Source organism: Erythrobacter sp. S227, from assembly GCF_057364925.1.
The window spans coordinates 2,475,161-2,492,047 of sequence record NZ_CP200280.1 but is presented as its reverse complement, the minus strand read 5'-3'; the positions used below and the strand labels follow the sequence as shown (position 1 = coordinate 2,492,047).

Genomic DNA, 16,887 nt, shown 5'->3' with positions numbered 1-16,887 from the left:
CGTCCGACGCAATAAAAACACAAAATTCGGGTCAGAGACACTTTGTCAATCAACAACACATCACCGGAAGGCAAGACCGGGCGCAGCTTTGCAGAAAGGCTCGGCCGGTGGTTCCCCGACCGCGAGTTCTTTATGCGGTCCCAAGGACAGGTGCGCTTTATCAAGGTCTCCTCGAGGCTTCAAAAAGGCGCAGCGACCGCCGCTCTCGTATTGGCTCTGGGATGGGCAGGATCGATGAGTGTGATGGCGTGGAACAAATATTCCGCCGAATTGCAGGTCGCCTCCTTCCAGTCCGAAAAAGCAGAAGTCGCCAAAGCGCAGGAACGCATTCAGGCTTACGGCGGCAATATCGACACCGTCGTTGCCGATCTTGAGTCGCGTCAGGAAGCGCTCGAAGCGATGTCGGAAATGCTTCCCGACGATATCAAGACGGTCGACACCAATGTCACCGACAGTTCGGAAGAGACATCGAAGACCGTTGAGCAAGTCGGCGCTTTCTTCCCGCAAGCCAAAGGCCTTGCCGAAATCGAAGCGCGCCAGCTTGCTTATGTCGAGAACATGACGCGCTATGCCGACTGGCGCGCGCGCAAGGCCGAAGAGGCGCTGCGCAAGCTGAACCTTGATCCGCGTGCGATGGAACGTGCGGCCCGCGCCGAAGCGCAAAGCGCGATGGGTGGTCCGTTCGAAATGCTCGCATCATCGGCGGATGGATCTCTTGATCCCCGATTTGAGCGTCTGGGTCTCAGCCTGCAACGCATGTCGACGCTCGAGCTTGCCCTTGAAGGGGTGCCGCGCGTGGTCCCTGCGACCGTCACCCGCATCTCTTCCAATTTCGGCTACCGCCGCGATCCGTTCAATCGCCGCGGCGCAATGCATAACGGCATCGACTTCAAAGGTCCCTATGGTTCGGAAATCTATTCCGCTGCCAAAGGCGAGGTTACTTTCGCGGGCTGGAAGGGTGGTTATGGCCGCACGGTCGAGGTCACTCACACCAACGGAATCGTTACGCGTTACGCGCATTTGGCGCGGATCGGCGTGAGTGTGGGTCAGGCTGTCGAGCCGGGAGCGGTCTTGGGTGGCCTTGGCAGCTCTGGCCGGTCTACAGGACCTCACCTGCATTTCGAAGTTCGTATCAATGGACGTGCGGTCAACCCGCGTCCTTTCCTGGAGACCGCCCCTAATGTTCTCAAAGAAGCCCGCGGAACAGACACCGCCAGCGCCTCCGGTGCCCAGCGCTAAACCAAAGGGACGAGGAATGGCCAACAACTCAACCTTTTCTGTGATCGGTTCGGACGTCACCATCAAAGGCGATGTGGCAGCCACGGCTGACCTGCATGTCGATGGTACAATCGAAGGCGACATCAAATGCGCCAGCATCGTGCAAGGCGAATCAAGCTCGATCAGCGGCGCGATCACCGCCGAAACCGCACGCATGTCGGGCAAGGTCAACGGTTCGATCACTGCGAAAGAGCTCGTAATCCTCAAATCCGCCAGGATCGATGGCGATGTGCACTATGATGCGCTGACCATTGAACAGGGCGCGCAAGTTGATGGACGCTTTGCACCGAACGCGAGCCGTTCAGCAGGCGCTCCAGCCGCCAATGCTGCGACGCCCAAGCCATCCGAACCTGTCAAAAAGGGCGCAGAGCCGCTGATCGCTGGCTAACCTTCGCGAAGCTCAAACGTTTTCAAAACGCCGCAGCCCACGGGTTCGCGGCGTTTTTCATTTATGGGTCAGAGAACCTCGGCGCGCAGCGCCTTGCGGTCGAGTTTGCCGATGATGGTCTTTGGCAGCTCTTCGCGGATCACGACCTCGTCGACCCGCTCGTGCTTGCCGATGCGACCGTTGAGCCATTCTTTGATCTCCTCGGCACTGGCGTCCCCTTCAAGCGTCACAAAGGCGCGCGGTGCCTCGCCGCGATAATCGTCAGGCACGCCAATCACCAATGCCTCTTTCACCGCCTCGTGCTTGAGGATCGCGTCTTCGACGACGCTCGGGAAGACTTTAAAGCCGCCAACGGCGATCATGTCCTTGATCCGGTCAACGATGCTAAGGAACCCGTCTTCATCCATGACCGCGACATCGCCTGTGCGAAGGTAGCGTTTGTCATCGCGCTCGACAAAGACATCGGCATCGGTTTCGGGTCGCTGCCAATAGCCGCGCATGATCTGGGGTCCGCAAATCGCGAGTTCTCCGGGTTCTCCTTCGGGCGCGAGCTTGGTCGGATCTTCCTTGTCGAGAAGGATGATCTCGGTCCCTGCGACAAGTTGCCCGATCGTCCCCTTCTTGCGCGTTCCGGCATAGGGATTGGCAGAGACGACGCCCGAGCTTTCGGTGAGGCCATAGCCTTCGACAAGGCGCACACCAGTGACGTCCTCAAACCGCGTGTGAACCTGCGCGGGCATAGGCGCACCGCCCGAGATACAGACCTTGAGGGTCGATAGATCGGTTTTGGTGAGGTCAGGGTGATCGAGCAGCGCCTGAAACATTGTAGGCACCCCTGGAAAACCGGTCGCGCCGTATTTCTCGATTGTTTGCAACACCTGCTTGGCTTCAAACCGCGGAACCATCGCAATCGATGCGCCCGCTGCAACGGCATGGTTCAACAGCGCAGTGTTGGCGAAGACATGGAAGAACGGCAGCGCGCCCATCATCACTTCTTCGCGGGGATTATCAAAGGGGTTGATCGCGGCCACTTGCTGAGCGTTTTGCGTCAGCTGGCTGTGCCCCAGCATCGCGCCCTTGGGCCGGCCGGTCGTGCCGCCGGTATATTGGAGCAGCGCCAGATCATCGGGTGTGATCGCTGGCAGGGTCACGCCCTCATCGTTGAGCACATCGTCCCAGCGGAGCACCGAATTGCTCCATTGGACTTTCCCGATCTGGCTACGCTTGAACAGATTGAAGGCGATGCTTTTGGCGAAGGGCAGCATTGATCCCAATGATCCCACGATCAGCGTCTCGAGCTGCGACGAGGCAAGCACTTTGGATGCGGTCTCGTAAAGTTCGGGCACGTCAACCGTAACGAGCGCGCGCGTCCCGCTATCGGCGACCTGCCAGGCAAGTTCCTCAACCGAGTAAAGCGGCGAGAAATTGACCACCACAGCGCCCGCCATCATCGCGCCGTAATAGGCGGAGGCATAGATCGGCACATTGGGAAGAAACAGGCCAACCCTGTCGCCCGGCTCTATGCCCATTTCAATAAGGCCGTTTGCAAACTTCACCGCCTCTGCATGCATGACGCGATAGGAGAAAGTGCGGCCCATAAAATGCAAGAACGGCGCTTCGGGATTATGGGTCAGCGTGCGCTCCAACATCGCAGGCAGCGTCAGAGGCTCGAACGTAGTGTCCCACGCGGTGGGGTGGTGATAGGCGGCACTATTTACATACATGTCAATAGAATGGGCGAAATGGCCCCGGCGCGCAAGTGAGATCGAACCATACTAGTTTGCGACAGGCACAAAAAAGGCGGCCTTGCACAAATGCAGGCCGCCCATTTTTGTTTTGCGCGTCTTTGTTTCGCGCTTTTGTGTTGCGCGCGGGGGGCTTAGCCTTGGCTGTCGCTGTCTTCTGCGTCTTCGGCGGGTGCTTCCGCTGCTTCTTCAGCAGGTTCTGCCGTTTCTTCGGCAGGGGCCGTGAATGCCGCTTCGGCATCGACAACCTCTTCCGCGCTCGCTTCTTCAGCGGCACGTTTATCGGCCAGCCACGCTTCGGCTTCCGCCTCTTGCGCGGCCTGGGCAGCCGCTTTCTCGTTTGCGGCACGTTCAGCGCGCAGCTCTTCGATCAGCTTGTCCTTGTCAGAACGTGTGTCGAGCGCTGCTTCGTCGGCAACCGGCGCTTCTTCTTCGGTCACGCCTGCACGTTTGGCGGCTTTCGCAACCACTGCATCAAGCTCGCGCTGCGCACAAAGGCCAAGGGTCACAGGATCCTTGGGCTGAATGTTCTGGATGTTCCAGTGCGAACGCTCGCGAATCGCGCCAATGGTATTGCGGGTTGTGCCGATCAGCTTGCCGATTTGCGCATCGGAAATCTCCGGGTGGTTGCGCAGCAGCCATGCGATGCCATCGGGCTTGTCCTGACGCTTGGACACAGGCGTGTAACGCGGGCCCTTGGTGCGGGTAACCTCGACGGGAGCCTTGTGCATTTTGAGCGAATAATCAGGATCGCCCTCACCGGTCTTGATCTCTTCGAGCGTCAGCTCGCCTGCGTGCACAGGGTCGCGGCCGGTGTATTTGCTACCGGCAAGGTCATCGGCCATCGCCTGAACTTCAAGGATATGAAGGCCGCAAAATTCTGCGATTTGCTCGAAAGAAAGACCGGTTTGGTCAACGAGCCAGGTCGCGGTGGCGTGAGGCATCAGCGGCTTTGGCTGTTCCTTTTGTGCACCTGAATTGGCCATAGGGGAAATCTCCGTTAGAAATAATAAGGGCCGCCCCTTGCGGAGCGGCCATTGCACGGGCGTAGATAGGCGATAGTGGCGAGCGGGGCAAGGAAATGCTTTCGGGCCGCGAAATGTCTCGCCGCAATCAATCCATCGGTGTGAAGCCCGGCAGTGCTTTGATGCGCGCAATCCATGCGCCCAGATTGGGTAAAGCGCCCATTTCAAAGCCCGCTTCATGCGCCACGTGCGAATAGGCAAAAAGCGCGATGTCTGCGAGCGTCACGCTCTGACCGCACAAAAATGGTCGATCCGCCAGTTCGTCATTCATCAGTTCGAGCGCCGCCTCGCCGCCAGCACGCTTCGCCGGGATTTGCGCGCGTTGTTCGTCGGAAAGACTGTCGTCACCCACAAACCGCAACCAAAACCGAAGTGTCGCAACATTGGGTTCGTGGTTGTATTGCTCAAAGAACATCCAGCGAAGCATATCCGCCTGCGCAAAGCGGTCATTGGGGACCAGGTGCGAACCGCTGGCAAGGTACCAGCACGCCGCATTGCTCTCTGGCAGAAACCTTGCGTCCTCTCCCTCACCGATCTGAAGGACCGGGATGCGCCCGTTGGCGTTCACGTTCTCAAGAAATTCCGGCGTCCGGGTCTGGCCGTTGAGAATGTCATATTGCCTGGTCTCAAGCGGAACGCCGAGAAGGGCAGCGGTCAGCCTGATTTTATAGCAATTGCCGCTCTTTGAGTATTCATGGAGGGTCAGGCGTTCACCCACCGGCAACTTCCAGCATGATCTTGCCTATATGCGCGCTGGATTCCATCCGCGCATGGGCGCTGGCAGCTTCAGCGAGAGGGAATGTCTGATCCATCACCGGAGCAAGCTCGCCGCTGGTGAACAGGTCCCAGGCGTTGTCGGCAATCTCGTCGGCCAAGGCCGCTTTGAACGCGTCGGAGCGTGGGCGAAGGGTCGAACCCGTCAGGGTCAGCCGCTTCATCATCACCAAGGGGATGAAAAGCTCGGTCTTGGCCCCGCCCAGCACAGCGATAGTCACATGGCGGCCATCTTCGGCCAAACACTGCAAATTGCGCGGAATGTAATCACCCGACACCATATCGAGCACGATATCGACGCCTTTGCCGCCCGTGTGCTCCTTCACCGCCGCGACAAAGTCATCCTCGCGGTAATTGATCGCAAGATCTGCACCCAGCTTTCGTGCAGCTTCGCATTTGGCCTCGTCGCCGCAAGTCGTGATGACGTTCAAATCGAACGCTTTGGCGAGCATAATCGCCATCGTGCCGATGCCAGAGGTGCCCCCGTGGACGAGCAAAGTCTCTCCATCGCGTGCAAGACCGCGTTCAAACACATTGTGCCAGACGGTGAAGAGCGTTTCGGGCAAAGCGGCCGCTTGCTTCAAATCCATGCCGTCGGGAACGGGTAGGCAATGCTGCCAGGGCGCGGTGCAATATTCGGCATATCCACCGCCCGGCGTTAAAGCGGCGACCACATTGCCAAGCATCTCGCGCGGCACGTCAGAGCCAACCGCGACAACTGCGCCCGATACCTCGAGACCCAGAATGGGCGATGCCCCGGGAGGCGCGGGATAATGACCCGCACGCTGAATACAGTCCGGTCGATTGACCCCGGCATAGGCGACCTTGATCAGCACATCACCGGGACCAACCGCGGGTGTCGCCGTCTCTTCGATCTTCAGAACATCAGGCTCGCCGGGCGCAGCAAAGCCGATAGCCTGCATCGATACTGGCACCGCCTGTGGCACGGTTTCTGGTATTTCTGGATTAGTCGCCCCGACCATTCGCATTTCCCCAAGATCTGCATTTGCGCATTTCATGGCACAAATGCGCCACATCCAATCTATTGGCGCAAATACCTGCGTTGAGCATTGACAGCAAGCCGAACAGCGCGCGATCATGCCAAACGATGGAAGACGACGATCTGCCAAAGGGAAAAGGGGACGCTGCGAGCAAGCTCGCAAGCGAGGATCTTGCACCTTACTCCCAAGATGAATTGGCGCATCGTGTCAAACTGCTCGAGGCAGAAGTTGCGCGCGTTCAAGCACATAGCGAACGTGCCGCAAAGCACCGCGCGGCGGCCGATGCATTGTTTAGAGCCTCCGGATCATGACCGGCTTTCCATCTAGGGCCAATTCGGAGTCGTATTTACTCAAAGACGCCCCATATTGCGATAAAACGAGCGGTGTCCTGCCGCGCTTCTCACCCCCGATAGAGATTTTACATGCCTAGTTTTGCCCAGAATCTGGAACGCACACTTCACAACGCTCTCGCCCACGCGTCAGAGCGTCGCCACGAATATGCGACGTTGGAGCACTTGCTGCTCGCGCTCATCGATGATGAAGATGGCGCAGCGGTCATGGGCGCATGCGGGGTGGATTTGGCCGAACTTGGCGAGGTCGTGAAGCAATATCTCGATCAGGAATATCAGTCGCTTAAGACCGAAGAAGACGCCGATCCGCAGCCTACCGCCGGTTTCCAGCGTGTAATCCAGCGCGCGATTTTGCATGTTCAATCATCGGGCAAAGACACGGTGACAGGCGCCAATGTGCTGGTCGCATTGTTCTCCGAACGCGATTCTTACGCGGTGTACTTCCTGCAACAACAGGACATGAGCCGCCTCGATGCGGTGAGCTACATCAGCCACGGCATCGGCAAAGGCGGTCGCCAGATCGAATCGAGCAATGCGGGCGGCAGCGAAGAAAGCGCGCCAAACGATGCCGAGGCTGCCAAGGAAGGCGGCAACAAGAAAGAAACCGCGCTCGACCAGTTTACGGTCAACCTCAACAAGAAAGCGGAAGACGGCAAGGTCGACCCGCTGATTGGTCGTGGGCCAGAAGTCGACCGCACCGTTCAAATCCTGTGCCGCCGATCAAAGAACAACCCGCTTTATGTGGGTGACCCCGGTGTTGGTAAAACCGCGATTGCAGAGGGCCTTGCGCGCAAAATCGTCGAAGGTGATGTGCCCGAGGTGCTTGAGCCTGCGGTGATTTACTCGCTCGACATGGGCGCATTGCTGGCCGGCACGCGTTATCGCGGCGACTTTGAAGAGCGTTTGAAGCAGGTTGTGTCCGAGCTTGAGGGCATGCCGCATGCCATCCTCTTCATCGATGAAATCCACACCGTTATCGGAGCCGGCGCGACCAGTGGCGGGGCGATGGATGCATCCAACCTGCTCAAACCTGCGCTTTCGGGCGGGACTATCCGCTGCGTGGGTTCAACCACTTACAAGGAATTCCGCAATCACTTCGAAAAGGACCGCGCGCTTCTGCGCCGCTTCCAGAAGATCGACGTGAACGAGCCCACGATTGAGGATACGATCAAGATCCTCAAAGGCCTGCGCACCGCATTCGAAGACCATCACAACGTGAAATACACGCCCGATGCGCTCAAAACCGCGGTCGAGCTGTCGGCGCGTTATATCAATGACCGCAAGCTGCCCGATAAGGCGATCGACGTGATCGACGAAGTGGGCGCGATGCAAATGCTGGTCCCGCCCAGCCGCCGCAAGAAGAAGATCACCGCGCGTGAAATCGAGCAGGTCATTGCGACCATGGCCCGCATCCCGCCAAAATCGGTCAGCAAGGACGACAAGAAAGCGCTCGAAAACCTCGACCGCGATCTGAAACACGTTGTCTTTGGTCAGGACGAAGCGATCACCCGCCTAGCCACCGCGATGAAGCTGTCGCGCGCTGGCCTTCGCGATCCGGACAAGCCCATCGGCTCCTTCCTGTTCTCCGGCCCCACGGGCGTGGGTAAAACAGAAGTCGCGCGTCAGCTCTCGTCCATCATGGGCATTGAATTGAAGCGCTTCGACATGTCCGAATATATGGAGCGTCACAGCGTTTCGCGCCTCATCGGTGCGCCTCCGGGCTATGTTGGTTATGATCAGGGCGGTCTGCTTACGGATGCAGTGGATCAGAACCCTCACTGTGTGCTCCTCCTCGACGAGATCGAGAAAGCGCACCCCGACCTCTTCAACATCCTCCTGCAAGTCATGGACAACGGTCGCCTGACCGATCACCACGGCAAGACGGTCGATTTCCGCAATGTCGTGCTCATCATGACCACCAATGCGGGCGCGGCCGATATGGCGAAAAGCGGGATCGGCTTTGGCGACGTCTCCAAGGAAGATGCGGGCACGGAGGCCGTGAACAAGATGTTCACCCCTGAATTCCGCAACCGCCTCGATGCGATTGTGCCTTTTGCCTACCTTGGCAAAGACACCGTGGCGCGCGTTGTCGACAAGTTCATCCTTCAACTTGAACTGCAACTGGCCGAGCAGAATGTGCACATCCAGTTTGACACCGATGCCCGTGCATGGCTCGCGGACAAAGGCTATGATCGTCTTTACGGCGCGCGCCCGATGGGCCGCCTCATTCAGGACAAGATCAAGCAACCGCTCGCCGAAGAATTGCTTTTTGGCAAGCTTGCCGATGGCGGCGAGGTTTCGGTGACGATGAAAGACGGCAAGCCCGCTTTCGAACTCTCCCCCGCTGCGCCGAAGGCCAAACCCAAGCCCAAGCCGAAGCGCAAACCAGCGGCCAAGAAGACGCCCCCTGCCAAGAAGGATGATTCCCAAGAGGACAAATCCAAGCCAGAGGCATCGGACTCAGACAAAGAGGGCTGATCAGCCACAGCGCTGGACAAGCCCCGAAATTTAGTCATTGATCGGCTCCAGATGTTCACGTCTGGAGCCGTTTATGTTTGCACGAAAGCCTGTCCTGAAAACCGTCTTTACAGTGAGCGCCCTTTCGCTCGGCGCGCTTGGCGTGCCTCTTGCGGCGGACGATCATGCTGCTGGTGACAATGCGGAAGGGGTGTCTGCACCTCAGAAACATTTCACAGGCGATGATATCTTCGGCCTTTCGGTCGCCGCCGACCCTCAGATTAGCCCCGATGGTTCGCAAATAGCCTACGTCCGGCGCACCAACGATATTATGACCGATAAGGCGGTTTCCTCGATCTGGCTTATTGATGTGAGCAGCGGCGAGGAAACTCCGCTGGTGACCGGCGCTGGCACGCATGTGTCGCCGCGTTGGTCGCCCGGTGGTGACCGGCTCGCCTATATCTCGACCGAGAGCGGCGGTGGACCGGAATTGCATGTGCGCTGGATGGAAAGCGGCGAAAGCGCCAATATCACCGCCCTGGCAGAAGGGCCGGGCGGTATTCAGTGGTCCCCCGACGGCAGCCAGATCGCCTACACCGCGCGCGTTCCGGGCAAAGGCCTGACCCTAGGTGCGCCCCCTGCCAAGCCGGAGGGCGCGGAATGGGGCCAGCCGATCCAGGTGATCGACCGTCTGGTCTATCGCCGCGATGGGGGCTCTTACGTAAAACCGGGCACGGCGCAGCTTTTCGTGGTGAGCGCCACCGGAGGCGCACCGCGTCAGCTTACCTTTGGCGAATATTCCAATGGCGGCGCGGTGGAATGGTCGCCCGACGGCTCCAAGCTCTATTTCTCGGCCAATCGCAAAGAGGATTGGGAACTTCAAATCTTCGGCAGCGAGATCTACGCGCTTGATATCGCCAGCGGTGACATCGAAGCCCTCACCAACCGCGATGGGCCCGATGGCGCGCCGCAGGTCTCTCCCGATGGCAGAAAAATCGCCTATCTCGGGTTCGATGATCAGGGCAACGCGTTTGACCAGACCAATCTCTATGTGATGAACGCCGATGGGTCGGGCTCGCGCCAGCTGGTGACCGGATTTGACCGCGGTTTTGACGGGCTTGAGTGGACCAAGGCGGGGCTTTTCGCGAGCTACGAAGACGATGGCGAGCACCGCGTTGCAAAAATCGGCCTCAATGCAAGCGCGCCAACTCCATTGGAAGCGCGCGTGGGCAGCGGATATTACGCGCTGCCCTACACTGGCGGCGAATGGTCGGTCTCGGATAACGGCAATCTCGCCTTCACCACGCAAAGTTCGGTCGCGCCGCCCGATGTTGGCGTTCAGACACGGCGCGGCATTCGCACACTTACCTCGCTCAACGCGGTCAGCCTTGCGGGCAAGGAAATGGGCGAGACGCGCGAGCTGCGGGTGACCATGGAAGACGGCACGCGCATCCCTGCATGGATCATGCTCCCGCCGGGGTATGAAGCAGGCACGGCTGTGCCGACCATCCTCGAGATGCACGGCGGCCCTTATGCGGCCTATGGTCCTGAATTCTCGGTCGATTATCAGCTTTATGGCGCGGCGGGATATGCCGTTGTCTTCGCCAATCCGGGCGGCTCCACCGGCTATGGCGAGGCGTTCGCTGACCGGATCGAAGACAATTACCCGATCAGCAACATCCCCGAACTTCTGGCCGTGGTGGACGCAGCGGTGGCGCAGGGCTTCTCTGATGAGGAAAACCTGTTTGTGACCGGCGGTTCAGGCGGCGGTATCTTGACCGCCTATATGGTTGGCAAGACGGACCGGTTTAAAGCGGCAGCGGCACACAAGCCTGTCATCAACTGGGTGAGCCAGGGGCTGATGTCGGATCTGCCAACATTGATCCCGCGCTATTGGCTCGGCGGCCTTCCATGGGAGAAGCCGGAGGAATATTGGGAGCGTGGCCCGCTGAGCAATATGGCCAATGTCACCACGCCAACGCTGGTTCTGGTGGGTGCAGAGGATTACCGCACACCGAGGAGCGAGGCCGAGCAATTCTACGCCGCGTTGAAATTGGTGGGCGTGGATACAGCCTTGGTGGTGACACCCGATTCCAGCCACAACAACCTCTCGCAAAGCCCAAGCCAACAGGCCGCGCGCACGTCGAGCGTCATCGCGTGGTTCGACAAGTACCGCACCGATAAGGACGACGCCGAATGAATTTCAGGGGGAAAACCCGGCGCACACAGTTACATTAGACCACCGACCGTGCTTTAACCAATCTTGGTCGTGTGACCCCTTTTTTCTGAACCTCCGTCCTCATGGCCCCTTGATACGGGCGAGGGGCGCGAGGCCCCTCGGAGGTGTCGGCACTTTGTCGGCTTTCAGAATGAAAGGAACGGCCTATGAAACGTCGTGTGCACGTATGTGCTTATCGTCGCTTTCGGTTCAGCCGGTGGGAAAATGTTTCACAGCACACCCGCCGCTGGCCCCGTCAGCTATCGTTCAACTTTTAAATAAGCAATAGTCTGGTCACACGGCCACCTTTAGGGTGGCTCTTGTCCTTGTATCCATACAGAATACGAATCGAGAATCAATAGGAGGGAATTGGCTTAATCCCTTGAGTCAATAGAGCGAATCGAATTCCATCCACAGATTTTCCAAAGTTTTAGACAGACATGAATGCGCGCCGTAAGGCAACTGAGTAATCGGAACTATGGGGCGCCCTCGCGGGTTAAAGCCGCATGAGCGCGCCCTTTTCCTGGATCAAGCCGCACCCCTGGGGGGTCGAAGTCGTGCCTGCGGGCGCCTTTATCGACCCTGCGCGCGCGGTCGATAAGGCGCTCGTCAGCCACGGCCACGCAGACCACGCCCGCGGCGGGCATGGCCAGACTTTCGCCACCCCCGAAACGCTCGCGATCATGGAGCTGCGCTACCGCACGGGCGCTGCCGATGATGCAGGCGAGATCCCGCACAAGGCTGTGCCGGTCGACTATGGCGAGACGATCCGCCTGACCGGAGGCGTTGATGCGACATATATCCCGGCAGGCCATGTGCTGGGCTCGGCCCAGATCCTGCTCGAACACGCGGGCGAGCGGGTGGTGATCACGGGCGATTATAAACGCCGCGCAGACCCGACCTGTGCGCCCTTCGAAGTCACGCCTTGCGATGTTTTCATCACAGAGGCGACCTTTGGCCTCCCCGTCTTCACCCATCCCCCGATTGCCGAGGAAATGGGAAAACTGCTTTCGGCATTGGAGGCGAACCCCGAAGGCTCAGTGCTTGTCGGCGCCTATGCGCTCGGCAAAGGACAGCGGGTAATCGCGGAATTAAGGGCAGAAGGGCATCATGCCCCGATCTATCTCCACGGCGCGATGGAGAAAATGTGCCGCCTCTACGAAGAGCACGGCGTTGAGCTGGGCGAGCTTCGGCTGGTCGCGGATCACACCAAGGACGAGATGCAAGGCGCGATCATTGTCGCCCCGCCGTCCGCTATGAGCGCGACCTGGTCGCGGCGTCTCCCTTCGCCCATAACCGCAATGGCGTCAGGCTGGATGCGGGTGCGCGGAAGGGCGCGCCAGCGCGGAGTCGAATTGCCGCTGATCATCTCTGACCATGCGGACTGGAACGAGCTTACCGACACCATCGGCGAGGTGAACCCGGCCGAGACATGGATCACCCACGGGCGCGAGGAAGCCCTGCTTCGATGGTGCGAGCTAAACCAGCGCCGCGCGAGGGCGCTGGCCCTGGTCGGGCGGGAGGAAGAGGATGATTGATCGTCCCCTCTTCCTCAGATTGCCGCTAAGCGATTGCGGCAAGCTCGGTTTTGATCTTCTCGATGGTTTCCGCCGTGATTGCGCCATTCGACATGGGCTGAACCTGCGGCAGGGTCATCGTTTTGAACTGATCGTAGAAGGGATGCTGGTTAAGCGGGCCCAGATGCTTGATCACAACAGCCTTTGTCGCTTCATTCGCCATCAGCGCTTCGATCGGGCTGTCGATCGAGAGTTTCGAAGCGGCTTCCTCAGCGAGCGCAGGCGCTGCGGTGATGGCAAGAACAGGAGTAAGCGCGAGAGCGGCGGCGTGAAGCATTTTCATCGTATCGGGTTCCTCAAGGAATGGACTCGGAAGAGCGGATTGGCACAAGCCTCTAACGATTGCACCTGTCTTCTCGATGAAGCGCATGAGGTTTTCGCGTGAAGGCCTTTGCCACCCTTCTCGACACGCTGGTTTACACCACCAGCCGCAATCGCAAGCTTGCATTGATCGCGGAATATCTGCGTGAGACGCCGGACCCGGATCGTGGCTGGGCGTTGGGGGCGCTGACGGGGGAGCTTGATTTTCCCGCTGTCAAATCCTCCACCATCCGCAATTTGATGAAAGACCGCGTGGACCCGGTGCTGTGGACGCTGAGCCGGGACTTTGTCGGCGACACCGCCGAGACGGCGAGCCTGTTGTGGCCCCAGGACGCTGACCCGCAAGACGACCCGCCCAGCGTCAGCGAGGTGGTCGATCTTCTCTCGGGCCTCAATCGCAACACGGCACCCAAAGAACTGCCAAAACTTCTGGACCGTCTTGATGCCAACGGGCGCTTTGCACTGATCAAGCTTGCCACAGGAGGTATGCGGATTGGCGTCTCCGCGAGGCTGGCCAAGACGGCATTCTCGCAGGCCTTTGACGTTAGCGTCGAAGAGGTCGAGGAATATTGGCACGCGTTGGAGCCGCCTTACACCGAGTTGTTCCAATGGGCTGCGGACGGCGCTGAGCCGCCCGATGTGTCGAACCGCCCGATGTTCCGCCCGTTTATGCTCGCCCACCCGTTGGAGGAGACCAAAGTCAATCTCAAGGATTATGCGGCGGAGTGGAAATGGGATGGCATCCGCGTGCAATTGGTACGGGTTTCGGGTGAAACACGGCTCTATTCGCGCTCTGGTGATGATATTTCAGCGACTTTCCCGGAATTGCTCGATTGTCTACCGATCGACGCGGTTCTTGATGGCGAGCTTTTGGTACGCGGTACTGCTCAAGGTGGAGAAGCGGGAGGCGCGGCCAGTTTCAATGCCCTGCAACAACGCCTTGGCCGCAAAACGGTGTCCAAGAAAATGCTGGCGCAAGCGCCCGCTTTCGTCCGGCTTTACGATGCGCTGATCCTTGAGGGGCAGGACCTTCGCGAAAGAGAGTGGCAGCGGCGGCGCGATACGCTCGAATCGCTCGTGCCCAAGCTGCCGGACTCGCATTTCGACCTGTCGGCGCTCGTCGAGGCGCGCGATTTTGATCACTTGGCTGAGATACGCGAAGGCGCGCGCGATGACGCGATTGAAGGGCTAATGCTCAAACGCCGCGATGCGCCATATATTGCCGGGCGCAAAGTGGGGCTGTGGTACAAATGGAAGCGGGATCCGTTGCTGATTGATTGCGTGCTGATGTATGCGCAGCGAGGCTCAGGCAAGCGGTCGAGTTTCTACTCCGACTACACTTTCGGGTGCTGGGATGGCGATCCCGATCAGGGCGCAGAGCTTTTGCCCGTGGGCAAAGCCTATTCCGGCTTCACCGATGCCGAACTCAAAAAAATCGACAAATTGGTGCGCCAGACGACCCTCAACCGGTTCGGGCCGGTCCGCGAGGTGGAACGCACTCTGGTTTTCGAAGTCGCATTTGACAGCGTCCATTCCTCCAAACGCCACAAGTCCGGCCTCGCCATGCGTTTCCCCCGCATCCACCGCATCCGTTGGGACAAACCGGTGCACGAAGCGGACCGGATCGAGGCATTGCGGGCGCTTGTCCGGGATTAAGTTGCAAGCTGCAACTAGTTTGCTAGATTGTGGTGCAAAAGGAGCTTTTATGGACCTCTATACCCAATCTGTTGCCACTTACCGCTCGCGCATGAACACTTTGAACGGCCTTTTGGTCAAAGCCGAAAGTCATGCGGAAGGCGACGCACTGCTTCAGGCGAAGCTTGCCGACGACATGCTGCCACTTGAGGCGCAAATCCGTTTTTTGACTAACATACCAGGCGAGGCGCTCAGCCGCTTGGGTGCGGTCACCTTCACATCAAGCGATGATGAACTGGCGACTATAGCGCAAGCCAAGGAACTGGTCGCCAAGACATCGAAAATGCTCGATGCGGTCAAGGCCGATGATCTTCCAGCCCCCGATGCTCGGGTCGCATTTTCAATCGGTGATGGTGCCTATTCCTTCGAGATGAGCGCAGAGGAATATGTGCGCGAATTTTCGCTGCCCAATTTCTATTTCCACCTTACCACGGTTTACGCCATCCTGCGAATGAAGGGTCTGGAGATTGGAAAGGCCGATTTTATCCCGCACATGATGGCATACTTCAAGAAGTGAGCAGATAAACGCCCTAACCTTCCGGCTTGACCGAGGTCACAAAGCTCATCTTGTTGCCATCGGGATCGCGGGCGTAGGCGCCGTAAAAGTCGGGCCCGTATAACGGCCGTGGGCCAGGCGCGCCTTCGTCGCTTCCCCCATTGGCAAGAGCAGCTGCATGCGCTGCATCGACCATGTCAGGGGTAGCGGCAAAGAAGCCAGCGGTGTGACCGTTGCCGCAAGCGGCCGCTTCGCCATTTTGCGGCTTTGTCACCCACACCATAAAACCATCGGCGAATTTATAGGCGAAGGTCATGCCTTCGTATTCGAACGCAAATTCGGCGCCCAATGCCTCCATCACGGGGTCATAATATGTCCGCGATTTGGCAAGGTCATTGGATCCCACTGTGATGTAGTTTTGCGTCATGGTCTTTGCTCCTCAATCACCCATCGCCTGTGCAACGGCATCGGCATGGTGCTTCGCATTTTCGGCGTAGTGCGCAACGCCGATGCGCATACCCGCAATCGCTGCATCGTTCAGGTCTTTCAGTTTTTTAGCCGGACGCCCAGCCCAAAGCTCGCGCTCACCCATGACCTTGCGCTCGGTCAGCATGGCTCCTGCGCCAAGCATCGCATCGGACCCGATGACCGACTTGTTCATCGCAATCGCGCCAAGGCCGACAAAGCCGCGGTCGTGAATGGTGCATCCGTGGACCATGGCCATATGACCGATCAGCACATCATCGCCGATGATCAGCGGAGAGCCTTCTTCATCGCCGGGACGTGGCGGGTCGCAGTGAAGGACTGAGCCGTCTTGCACATTGGTGCGTTCACCGATGCGGATTTTGAAGACGTCTGCGCGAAGGACGCAATTGTACCAGATCGAGGAGCCTGCCCCGATCTCAACATCGCCAATGATGGTACAGCCGGGCGCGATAAAGGCGGTTTCGTGGATTTTGGGCGTCTTGCCGTGAATCGGCACGATGTTCACGCCCGGAAAACTTGAGGTCTGTGCGGTCATTGCGCGCTCTCCCATTTAGCCTTGGTCAGCGAGTATTGGATCAAAAGCTCATCGTCCATAAAGTCGAGGTCCTCGCGCCTTTCCATACCCAGCTTCTCCATCAGCTTCCAACTGCCGATGTTGGGCAGATTTGTGATCGCAACAACATGGGACGCGCCAACTCTGCCAAAGGCCCAATCAATCACAGCGACCATCGCCTCATAGGCATAACCTTGGCGCCAGCGATCTTCGCGGATCAGCCACCCGATTTCGTGATCGCCCTGATTGGGCGCATTGGGGTGATCGACCCGCTTGATCCCGGCGTGCCCGACAAGGTCACCGGTCGCTTTCTCGATGAGCATGCAGAAGGAAAACCCCTCGGTCGCATGGAGCGCCATGACTTTGGCGTGCTTCGCCTCGATCTCGTGCAATTCCTTCACCCCGCCCAGATGCTCCATCACATTCGGGGTGTTGAGGTAGCGATCCTGTAGCGCGGCATCGCTTTCATCGATGGTGCGCAGGATAAGCCGCCGCGTCTCGAGGACGATATCGCCCATTATGC

The 16,887-nt window shown here is 58.8% G+C and carries 16 protein-coding genes; 8 read left to right on the top strand and 8 right to left on the bottom strand.

Annotated features, from left to right (window positions below; translation table 11 throughout):
* Positions 1 to 42 precede the first annotated feature (42 nt).
* Together AC0V6Q_RS11805 and AC0V6Q_RS11800 are read left to right on the top strand one after the other, a co-directional pair.
* Entirely contained in the window at positions 43 to 1,239 is a 1,197-nt protein-coding gene (locus AC0V6Q_RS11805) for a peptidoglycan DD-metalloendopeptidase family protein (RefSeq protein ID WP_486168573.1), read from the top strand.
* Positions 1,240 to 1,255: 16 nt separating this feature from the next.
* On the top strand, positions 1,256 to 1,666 hold the full coding sequence (locus AC0V6Q_RS11800) for a bactofilin family protein (RefSeq protein ID WP_486168572.1): 411 nt from the start codon (positions 1,256 to 1,258) through the stop codon (positions 1,664 to 1,666).
* 68 nt (positions 1,667 to 1,734) lie between these two features.
* On the opposite strand, the gene AC0V6Q_RS11795 is transcribed toward AC0V6Q_RS11800, so the two are convergent.
* The 4 genes from AC0V6Q_RS11795 to AC0V6Q_RS11780 all read right to left on the bottom strand — a co-directional run bounded on the left by AC0V6Q_RS11795 (position 1,735) and on the right by AC0V6Q_RS11780 (position 6,133).
* The gene (locus tag AC0V6Q_RS11795) at positions 1,735 to 3,390 is read right to left on the bottom strand and encodes a long-chain-fatty-acid--CoA ligase (protein WP_486168571.1); all 1,656 of its coding nucleotides are present in this window, start codon (positions 3,388 to 3,390) and stop codon (positions 1,735 to 1,737) included.
* A gap of 155 nt (positions 3,391 to 3,545) precedes the next feature.
* Positions 3,546 to 4,397 carry a cell cycle transcriptional regulator TrcR gene (locus AC0V6Q_RS11790; RefSeq protein WP_486168570.1) on the bottom strand — a complete coding sequence of 284 codons (852 nt, stop codon included), beginning with the start codon at positions 4,395 to 4,397 and terminating at the stop codon, positions 3,546 to 3,548.
* Between the two features lie 127 nt (positions 4,398 to 4,524).
* Positions 4,525 to 5,154 carry a glutathione S-transferase family protein gene (locus AC0V6Q_RS11785; protein WP_486168569.1) on the bottom strand — a complete coding sequence of 210 codons (630 nt, stop codon included), beginning with the start codon at positions 5,152 to 5,154 and terminating at the stop codon, positions 4,525 to 4,527.
* Positions 5,147 to 6,133 carry an NAD(P)H-quinone oxidoreductase gene (locus tag AC0V6Q_RS11780; RefSeq protein ID WP_486169306.1) on the bottom strand — a complete coding sequence of 329 codons (987 nt, stop codon included), beginning with the start codon at positions 6,131 to 6,133 and terminating at the stop codon, positions 5,147 to 5,149. The genes AC0V6Q_RS11785 and AC0V6Q_RS11780 overlap by 8 nt, the downstream gene beginning before the upstream one ends.
* A gap of 185 nt (positions 6,134 to 6,318) precedes the next feature.
* On the opposite strand from AC0V6Q_RS11780, the gene AC0V6Q_RS11775 reads away from it, so the two are divergent.
* The 4 genes from AC0V6Q_RS11775 (at position 6,319) to AC0V6Q_RS11760 (ending at position 12,774) form a co-directional block, all read left to right on the top strand.
* The gene (locus AC0V6Q_RS11775; protein WP_486168568.1) at positions 6,319 to 6,522 is read left to right on the top strand and encodes a DUF1192 family protein; all 204 of its coding nucleotides are present in this window, start codon (positions 6,319 to 6,321) and stop codon (positions 6,520 to 6,522) included.
* A gap of 111 nt (positions 6,523 to 6,633) precedes the next feature.
* Positions 6,634 to 9,039, top strand: coding sequence for an ATP-dependent Clp protease ATP-binding subunit ClpA (gene clpA, locus AC0V6Q_RS11770; protein WP_486168567.1), 2,406 nt, complete (start codon positions 6,634 to 6,636; stop codon positions 9,037 to 9,039).
* Positions 9,040 to 9,112: 73 nt separating this feature from the next.
* Positions 9,113 to 11,218 (top strand): prolyl oligopeptidase family serine peptidase, encoded by a 2,106-nt coding sequence (locus AC0V6Q_RS11765; RefSeq protein ID WP_486168566.1) that lies wholly within the window; start codon positions 9,113 to 9,115, stop codon positions 11,216 to 11,218.
* A gap of 524 nt (positions 11,219 to 11,742) precedes the next feature.
* Positions 11,743 to 12,774 carry a ligase-associated DNA damage response exonuclease gene (locus AC0V6Q_RS11760; RefSeq protein WP_486168565.1) on the top strand — a complete coding sequence of 344 codons (1,032 nt, stop codon included), beginning with the start codon at positions 11,743 to 11,745 and terminating at the stop codon, positions 12,772 to 12,774.
* Between the two features lie 25 nt (positions 12,775 to 12,799).
* Here AC0V6Q_RS11760 and AC0V6Q_RS11755 read toward each other — a convergent pair whose 3' ends face one another.
* Complete coding sequence (locus AC0V6Q_RS11755) at positions 12,800 to 13,096, bottom strand: hypothetical protein (protein WP_486168564.1); 297 nt, start codon at positions 13,094 to 13,096, stop codon at positions 12,800 to 12,802.
* Positions 13,097 to 13,194: 98 nt separating this feature from the next.
* On the opposite strand from AC0V6Q_RS11755, the gene AC0V6Q_RS11750 reads away from it, so the two are divergent.
* Positions 13,195 to 14,790 carry a cisplatin damage response ATP-dependent DNA ligase gene (locus AC0V6Q_RS11750; protein ID WP_486168563.1) on the top strand — a complete coding sequence of 532 codons (1,596 nt, stop codon included), beginning with the start codon at positions 13,195 to 13,197 and terminating at the stop codon, positions 14,788 to 14,790.
* A gap of 49 nt (positions 14,791 to 14,839) precedes the next feature.
* A complete protein-coding gene (locus AC0V6Q_RS11745) occupies positions 14,840 to 15,346 on the top strand; it encodes a DUF1993 domain-containing protein (RefSeq protein ID WP_486168562.1) in 507 nt (168 codons plus the stop codon).
* A gap of 13 nt (positions 15,347 to 15,359) precedes the next feature.
* On the opposite strand, the gene AC0V6Q_RS11740 is transcribed toward AC0V6Q_RS11745, so the two are convergent.
* The 3 genes from AC0V6Q_RS11740 to AC0V6Q_RS11730 are packed head-to-tail and all read right to left on the bottom strand — an operon-like array spanning position 15,360 to position 16,882.
* Positions 15,360 to 15,752, bottom strand: a complete 393-nt coding sequence (locus AC0V6Q_RS11740) for a VOC family protein (RefSeq protein ID WP_486168561.1) — start codon at positions 15,750 to 15,752, stop codon at positions 15,360 to 15,362.
* Between the two features lie 12 nt (positions 15,753 to 15,764).
* Positions 15,765 to 16,346: a gamma carbonic anhydrase family protein gene (locus tag AC0V6Q_RS11735; RefSeq protein WP_486168560.1), complete on the bottom strand. Its 582-nt coding sequence runs from the start codon at positions 16,344 to 16,346 to the stop codon at positions 15,765 to 15,767.
* Positions 16,343 to 16,882, bottom strand: a complete 540-nt coding sequence (locus AC0V6Q_RS11730) for a GNAT family N-acetyltransferase (RefSeq protein WP_486168559.1) — start codon at positions 16,880 to 16,882, stop codon at positions 16,343 to 16,345. Before AC0V6Q_RS11730 ends, AC0V6Q_RS11735 begins: the two co-directional genes overlap by 4 nt.
* Positions 16,883 to 16,887 lie beyond the last annotated feature (5 nt).

Excerpts from the sequence above, each read along its gene's own strand:
- AC0V6Q_RS11800 (WP_486168572.1), top strand. The coding sequence starts at position 1,256 with ATGGCCAACAACTCAACCTTTTCTGTGATCGGTTCGGACGTCACCATC.
- AC0V6Q_RS11795 (WP_486168571.1), bottom strand. The coding sequence starts at position 3,390 with ATGTATGTAAATAGTGCCGCCTATCACCACCCCACCGCGTGGGACACT.
- AC0V6Q_RS11790 (WP_486168570.1), bottom strand. The coding sequence starts at position 4,397 with ATGGCCAATTCAGGTGCACAAAAGGAACAGCCAAAGCCGCTGATGCCT.
- AC0V6Q_RS11780 (WP_486169306.1), bottom strand. The coding sequence starts at position 6,133 with ATGCAGGCTATCGGCTTTGCTGCGCCCGGCGAGCCTGATGTTCTGAAG.
- AC0V6Q_RS11775 (WP_486168568.1), top strand. The coding sequence starts at position 6,319 with ATGGAAGACGACGATCTGCCAAAGGGAAAAGGGGACGCTGCGAGCAAG.
- clpA (WP_486168567.1), top strand. The coding sequence starts at position 6,634 with ATGCCTAGTTTTGCCCAGAATCTGGAACGCACACTTCACAACGCTCTC.
- AC0V6Q_RS11765 (WP_486168566.1), top strand. The coding sequence starts at position 9,113 with ATGTTTGCACGAAAGCCTGTCCTGAAAACCGTCTTTACAGTGAGCGCC.
- AC0V6Q_RS11760 (WP_486168565.1), top strand. The coding sequence starts at position 11,743 with ATGAGCGCGCCCTTTTCCTGGATCAAGCCGCACCCCTGGGGGGTCGAA.
- AC0V6Q_RS11755 (WP_486168564.1), bottom strand. The coding sequence starts at position 13,096 with ATGAAAATGCTTCACGCCGCCGCTCTCGCGCTTACTCCTGTTCTTGCC.
- AC0V6Q_RS11745 (WP_486168562.1), top strand. The coding sequence starts at position 14,840 with ATGGACCTCTATACCCAATCTGTTGCCACTTACCGCTCGCGCATGAAC.
- AC0V6Q_RS11740 (WP_486168561.1), bottom strand. The coding sequence starts at position 15,752 with ATGACGCAAAACTACATCACAGTGGGATCCAATGACCTTGCCAAATCG.
- AC0V6Q_RS11735 (WP_486168560.1), bottom strand. The coding sequence starts at position 16,346 with ATGACCGCACAGACCTCAAGTTTTCCGGGCGTGAACATCGTGCCGATT.
- AC0V6Q_RS11730 (WP_486168559.1), bottom strand. The coding sequence starts at position 16,882 with ATGGGCGATATCGTCCTCGAGACGCGGCGGCTTATCCTGCGCACCATC.